This window comes from Parafrankia sp. Ea1.12 (assembly GCF_900465275.1).
GTDB lineage: Bacteria > Actinomycetota > Actinomycetes > Frankiales > Frankiaceae > Parafrankia > Parafrankia soli.
On the sequence record NZ_UBIZ01000604.1, the window covers coordinates 1 to 5,014 of the forward strand.

At 69.8% G+C, this 5,014-nt stretch carries 5 protein-coding genes; 2 read left to right on the forward strand and 3 right to left on the reverse strand.

Annotation, left to right across the window (positions count from 1 at the left end; genetic code table 11):
* Nucleotides 1–278 precede the first annotated feature (278 nt).
* Nucleotides 279–1,097 carry an enoyl-CoA hydratase/isomerase family protein gene (locus FMEAI12_RS32820; protein ID WP_112109034.1) on the forward strand — a complete coding sequence of 273 codons (819 nt, stop codon included), beginning with the start codon at nucleotides 279–281 and terminating at the stop codon, nucleotides 1,095–1,097.
* A gap of 108 nt (nucleotides 1,098–1,205) precedes the next feature.
* Here FMEAI12_RS32820 and FMEAI12_RS32825 read toward each other — a convergent pair whose 3' ends face one another.
* Nucleotides 1,206–1,985: a FadR/GntR family transcriptional regulator gene (locus tag FMEAI12_RS32825; protein ID WP_071060734.1), complete on the reverse strand. Its 780-nt coding sequence runs from the start codon at nucleotides 1,983–1,985 to the stop codon at nucleotides 1,206–1,208.
* 481 nt (nucleotides 1,986–2,466) lie between these two features.
* Entirely contained in the window at nucleotides 2,467–3,162 is a 696-nt protein-coding gene (locus FMEAI12_RS32835; RefSeq protein ID WP_112109036.1) for a carboxymuconolactone decarboxylase family protein, read from the reverse strand.
* Between the two features lie 488 nt (nucleotides 3,163–3,650).
* On the opposite strand from FMEAI12_RS32835, the gene FMEAI12_RS32840 reads away from it, so the two are divergent.
* Nucleotides 3,651–4,679 (forward strand): LLM class flavin-dependent oxidoreductase, encoded by a 1,029-nt coding sequence (locus FMEAI12_RS32840; protein ID WP_255565770.1) that lies wholly within the window; start codon nucleotides 3,651–3,653, stop codon nucleotides 4,677–4,679.
* A 13-nt stretch (nucleotides 4,680–4,692) separates the two neighbouring features.
* On the opposite strand, the gene FMEAI12_RS32845 is transcribed toward FMEAI12_RS32840, so the two are convergent.
* On the reverse strand, nucleotides 4,693–5,014 hold a 322-nt coding region (locus tag FMEAI12_RS32845), incomplete at its 5' end, for an FCD domain-containing protein (protein ID WP_146776828.1).

Below are 5,014 nucleotides of genomic sequence, written 5' to 3' on the forward strand. Positions count from 1 at the left end.
CTGGGCGAGAACCCTAAGTTATATATTTAGATTTTTCCAGCCTCAACATCGAGATGGTGGCCGGTAGGTGCTACCGGTGAGGGTCGGCTGCCGCGCCGCCGTGGCTTGCCGTGCGTGCCGGACGCGCGCAGGAGAGGACGACCACGGCCGCTCGCTGACCACCGCGGCCCTGCGCGACGCGGCCGGCCGCGCGGCGGCGGGCCTGCGCGGGCACGGTTCCGGCCCGCGCGCGGGTTGTCCGGTTGACGTAGGCGTCCAATATCTCTAGATATATAGCCATGACGAAAGAGGTTGTGCCGTCCTACCACCCGAACATCCGGGCGGCCCGCGACGGGTTCGTCGTGACCGTCACGATCGACCGGCCGGAGTCGAGGAACGCCTGCACGGGTGACATGTGGGTGGCGCTCGGGCGCATCTTCCGGGAGGTCGGGCACTCCGGTGCCCGCGCGGTGATCCTCACCGGCGCCGGCGGGAACTTCTGCACGGGCGCCGACCTCGGCGGCACCCGCGGCGAGAGCTCCTCGAACGGGAGCGGGGCACCGTCGCACAACCTCGACAACATGCGGGTGCTGGCCGACGTGGTGCTGGCGGTTCACGACTGTCCCGTGCCGGTCGTGGCCAAGGTCGACGGGCTCTGCGTCGGTGCCGGCCTGGGCCTCGCGCTGGCCGCCGACCTCACCTGGTGCGCGGACACGGCACGGTTCTCGCTGATCTTCGCCCGGCGCGGACTCAGCCTCGACTTCGGCACGTCCTGGCTGCTTCGCCAGCGGATCGGCGTGCACCGGGCGAAGGAGCTCGCCTACACCGCGAGGATGCTCAGCGGGACGCAGGCGGCCGAGATCGGCTTCGTGAACGCGGTCGTGCCCGCGGCGGGGCTCGACGCCGCGGTTCACGAGATCGCCGGCACCATCGCGGCCGGGCCGCCGGTGGCCCTGTCCATGACCAAGCGTGAGCTGGCCGCCGCCGGGACGTCGTCACTGGCCCAGGCCCTCGAGGTCGAGGCGCTGGCACAGACGGTGAACGTCCACACCAGGGACATGCGGGAGGCACTTACGGCCTACGCCGAGCGCCGCCCGCCCGTCTTCGAGGGACACTGACCGCCCGGGGCTCCGGACAGCCTCAGCGCTGACGTCGTCTCAGTACTTGACGTCGTCTCGGCGCCGACGCCGTCCCAGTGCTGACGCCGTCCCAGCGCTGACGCTGCCTCAGTACTGATGCTGCATCAGATCGATGACTGTTTTGGCTCCCTGGGTGAGGATCACTTTTCCCACGACCGTCATGTGCTCTTTCCAGTGTTCCTCGGCGGCGGTGGCGTCGCCCGCCTCGACGAGTGTCGCCAGCCGGGCCTGGGAACGGAGCCCTCGCAGGCGTGTCTCGGTGGTTTCTTTCCCGCCCTCGGGCTGGCTTACCGCGGCGACGGCTCGGGCGACGATCTCATTGAGCATTTCGGCGACAATGCCCAGTGTCTGATTCCCCGCCAGTTCGACGAGCCGGGCGTGAAAGCGCGAGTTGGCGTTCCCGAACGCCTCGGGGTCGTCGATCACCTCGAGCTGCTCGGCGGTGAGCCGCCGCAGCTCGGCGGCCGCCGAGCGGTGATCCCCTGACGCGGCGACGAGCCGTACGGCGACCGGTTCGAGCAGGCTGCGGGCGGCGTGGACATCCGCGAGCGGCACATTGCGGGCCTGGAGCACGAGCGCCGCGGTGCGGGCCGTCATCCGCTGGTCCGGCCGGTGGACGACGACGCCGCCGAGAACGCCGCGCTTGACCGAGATCAGGCCCTCGGTCTCGAGTATGCGCAGGGCTTCGCGCAGGGACGGGCGGGAGACCCCGAACCGCTCGACCAGATCCGGCTCGTGGCCGAGTGACTCGCCCTCGGAAAGATCGCCCTCGACGATGAGCTGCCGAATCTCGTCGGCGATGCGCTGGGGCTTTTCGCGCAGTGTGGCCCGGTCGCGATTCCGTGCTTTCCCCGGCTCGGCCACCATGATCGACCTTCTCTGAGTGTTTGCGGTCTGTCCAGCCTACCGGGGCGCGACGATATGGCGCTGAAAGCTGCGCGCGGTCACCCGACTGTGGCCCATGATCAGTCTAGATATTTCGGAGTACTCGGCTGGCCCGTCCTGCCGGCCGCGACGCGACGCGACGCGACGACGGCGCCTGGTCGGTCCATCCATACTCAAGATAATCAACGATGTTGACGAGCTGTCGACGTCGTAGTGATCATGAATTACCGATGACCCGGTTCTGACGGAGAGACGCACCGGGAGGTTGACGACCGCGGTCGAGGTCGATGACGGGCGACACCCGCCAGGCACGCCGCCGTGTGAGGCTCGGACGGAACGGACCCCGGGGCGTTGGCCGAGGCACTCGCTGTCATGGGCCGCCCCGGATTCATGCTCGGGCTCGGACCGTCACACGAGTCGCTCGTTCGCGGCGCGTACGGGATGTCCTGCGATTGCGCCGCTGTCAGGCGGACGGGTCACGCTCTGCGGGGAGCGCCGGTGCGTCGACCGGTTCGGTCGGCGGGTCCGGCTGCAGGCCGACGCTGTTGAGGACCGCCGCGAGACAGAGGTAGCCACCGACGACGAAGGACAGCTCGAGCAGCTGCCCCGCATCGAAATGGGAGGCCAGCAGCTGCCAGGTGTCGTCGCCGACGCGTGACTGGTCGATCATCTGGTCGGTCGCAGCCAGCAGTGCACGCTCGACCGGCGTCCACACCTCGGCCTCGGCTCCGTGCGGGATGGCGTAGAGCTGCTCGGTGGTGAGACCGGCCTGCACCCCGATCCGGGTGTGCTGGGCCCACTCGTAGCCGGAGCGGGTGCGCCACGCTACCCGCAGGATGAGGAGCTCGCGGTGCCGAGGGTCGAGCGTGGCGTGCTCGCCGGCGAACAGATCGGTGAACGCGAGGAAGGTCTCGCTCAGCTGGACGTGGTGGGCGAACAGCCCGAGCGCCTTCGGCATCGGGGGGGCGTCCGGGGCGCCCGACAGGTAGAGCTCGGGGCGCCGCAGGTAGCGCAGGAGGATGGACCTGGTCTCGTCGTCCCACTTCTCGAACGGCAGTGGTGCCAGCCTGGGCGCCTGCGCCTGCGCCTGCGCCTGCGCCGGCGTTGCCGGGGACGAGTCGCGTGATTCCGGGTGCTCGGCTCCTGGTCCGGTCGCCATCGGGGCTCCTCAGGGCTAGGCGTTTGCGAGGGGCAACGTCCGTTATCGCTTCCGCAGCTAACAGTGCGGATTCGGGGACGTCCATAGCTCGGCATTACCAGAGACGCACTGTCTGCCTGCGACTACTATCGTTTCACCGGCCGATTAGCATGTTGGATGGCTTGGAGTCAAGCGGAGCGGCGGCCGCGCCGCGATTCGGGCAGCCCGGCCTGGCGCCCGCGAACGAGCGTGACCAGGGGACTCGCCCGGGTGGTGACCATGTCGTCCTGTGCCGCCAGTCAGTTGGCGGGACCTTGGCCTACTGATGAATTGCGAGTCCACGGAAACCGGGGGAGAGCCCGACCGGCGGCACCTGCCCGCTCGGTCCGGAGGCGAGTTCGCGATGGCGGCCTTGACGCTCGAATGATTCAGTGAGAATGTCGAAACAGGGGTCTGCGTGGATGTTGATATCGGGGGGCCGGTTCCGATTGCGGTGCCGCCATGCTTGATTGCCTGGTAGAAACGGTTCCATGACCGACGCGAACGAGTTTGAGTTATCGTGCGGGCTCCCGCCGGGCCCGGACTTCGCCGACCTCGCCGTGCTCGCCGAAGAGCTCGGGTACGCGCGGGTGTGGATCTTCGATTCGGCGCCGCTGTGGGAGGACCCGTTCGCGCACCTGGCGCTCGCCGCCACCCGGACGACCCGGATCGGTCTCGCCACCGCCGTCCTGATCCCGACCCAGCGGTCCGTCATGACGATGGCGTCCGGCATCGCCACCATCGCCCGGCTGTCCGGCGGCCGCTTCCGGGCCTGCTTCGGTACCGGCTACACGGCGCGCATGACGATCGGGCAGCGTGCGATGCCGCTGGACGCGCTGTTCGACTATGCCGCGTCGGTCCGCAAGCTGCTCGCCGGCGAGACGATCGTGCTCGACGGCGAGGCGGCCCGGATGCTGCACTGGCCCGGCCTGACCGCCGCCCGGCCGGTCCAGGTGCCGCTGTGGCTCAGCGTCCTCGGCCCGCGCGGCAACAAACGCGCCCCCGAGGTGGCTGACGGCACGATCGGGCCGCCCCACCCGACGCTGCCGACCGCGACGATGGTCTCGGGCACCGTGCTGGACCCCGGCGAGGACCCGAGCTCCAGCCGCGTACGGGAGGCGATCGGCCCGTGGCAGGTCGTCGGCTGGCACACCACCTATGCCGTCCGTGGGGCGGCCGGGGTGGACGCCCTGCCCGGTGGCTCGCAGTGGCGGAAGGCCCTCGAGGGCCTGGCCTCCGAGGAGGAGCGCCACCTGCTCACCTTCGAGGGCCATGTCACCCACCTCTCCGAGCGTGACCGGCCCCTGCTGGAGCACATCGACGTCGACACCATGGCCGGCGATGTCTACGTCGGCACCCTGGTCGGTGATTCCGTCAGCGTCGGACGGAAGCTCGGCCGGCTCGCCGAGGCGGGGTTCCGCGAGGTCATGTACACGCCCGCCGGCCCGGACGTCGCCCGAGAGCTGCGCGCCTTCGCCGCCGCCCGCCCTTCGGGATAGCCGTACGGCAAGGTCAGGGGCTGGCGGCGGGCGAAGCTGGCGGCGCTGGTGGCAGGTAGCCGCGGGACCGCAGGTGCTCTATGGTCACGGCGGCGCAGGAGCGCACGTGCTCCTCGCTGGTCCGCGCCGCCGTGACGACATCATCCGCCTGGATCGCGTCGAGCAGCCGTTCCCGGTACTTCGCCTCGTTGTCCACCCACGCGGGCGCGTCGTAGTAGAAGCTGCCCTGGAGCACGCCGCCGAGGAACTCCAGGATCGCGTCGAGCCGCGGTGACTTTCCGGCGGTGGCGATGATCTGGAAGAACCGGCGGTCGAGGCTCCTGCGGCGGGCCTCG